Below are 1,406 nucleotides of genomic sequence, written 5' to 3'. Positions count from 1 at the left end.
CGGCAGGTTGTCCACGCCGTAGACGGGGCGGCTGCCCTCCTCCGTCGTGAAGTCCGTGGTCCGCACGCCGGGGATGACGCTCGCCCAGGCGGACAGCAGGGTGTAGGGCCGCAGGTCGCTGGTGTCCTTGCCGCGCTTGGCCGCGGTCGCGGTGGCGAACCACGTGAAGCCCTGCCTGGTGCTGCACGCGGGCCAGATGTACTCGCCCTCACCGTCCGGCCGGCCCGCCACGGACCAGGTCTGCTCGCCGTATCGGCCGGTGCCGTCGAGGTAGTGCGGGATGACGTTGAAGTTGGCCTGCGTCATGGTGGGATACCGGTTGGGCGATGCGCCGGGGGCCACCTCGACGATGATCGGTCTGGTGCCGTCGGCGGCGTTCACAGCCGCGTACAGGTCTCGCTGGAACTGCTCGGAGTCGGAGTCGGCGAGGTTCGGCTCGTTGACCTGGCTCCAGCGGATGATCGACGGGTGGTTGCGGTCGCGCAGCGTCAGCGCGCGAGCGTGGGCCACCATGTTGGCGCGGCCCGCGTTGAAGTCCTGTGCGTTGCCGGCACCGCGGATGGCGGTCTCGTCGATGATCATCAGACCGAGCTCGTCGGCCACGTCGAGCATGTACGGACTGGCGGGCTCCTGGTGGATGCGGACGACGTTGAAGTTGAGCCGCAGGTAGTTGTCGACAGCCTGCGGCCAGCCGCCGTTGCCGGCCGACGGCGGGAGGAAGCCGGGCAGCGTGTGGTAGGCGTCGCCCTTGCCGCCGTTGTTGATCCGGTCGTAGTTGGCGCCCTGCAGGTTGTCGCCGCGCACGTTCAGCCGCACGCCGTTGAGGCGGTAGTACTCGCCGTTCTGGGTGCTTTCCCTGAACCCGAAGCGGTACGTGGCGTCGCTGGTGCGGCCGTCATCGGTGGACGCGTGCACCGACAGCCGGTGCAACTGGGCGCGATATCCCTGCCGGTACGGCACGTTCGGCCACCAGTACGAGGCCGCGCCGAGATTCCACACCACCGGACCGACGGTCACGGTCGCGGTGGAACGGGCCGCGACGGTGACCGTGCGGCTGGGCAGCGCGGGGTAGGCGAAGGCCTGTCCGTTGTCCGAGGCGAGCGTGCCGCCGAGGGTCACGGTACGGGCGCTGCCGGAGGTGTTGGCGACCGTCACGTCGTAGGTCAGGGTCTGGTCGGTCACCGAGGTGCGAACGAAGGCGTCGCTCACGTGCACGGCCGGGTACACGCGCAGGAACGCCGAACGGAAGATCCCCTGCGGAACCGCCTCCGACCAGTTGGCGGCGTCGGGAACCAGGTACTTGCCCGCCGGCGTCTTCAACGCGTTGCGGCCCTTCACGTTCACGCTGATCGTGTGTGTCGTGCCGGGCGTCGTGAAGGAGGTGATGTCGAAGTTCGACGGCGTGT

1 protein-coding gene is annotated in these 1,406 nt (G+C 69.1%); it reads right to left on the bottom strand.

Going from position 1 to position 1,406, the window contains the following annotated elements; genetic code table 11:
* Window positions 1-1,406 (bottom strand): glycoside hydrolase family 2 TIM barrel-domain containing protein (locus DI276_RS16160; RefSeq protein WP_332874651.1); only part of this gene is annotated, 1,406 nt, incomplete at both ends.

Origin of the sequence: Lentzea terrae, from assembly GCF_003265345.1 — a bacterium.
GTDB classification, from domain to species: Bacteria; Actinomycetota; Actinomycetes; order Mycobacteriales; family Pseudonocardiaceae; genus Lentzea; species Lentzea terrae.
Note: the sequence above shows the minus strand (reverse complement) of the source record. Positions and strands in the feature narration are given on the sequence as shown.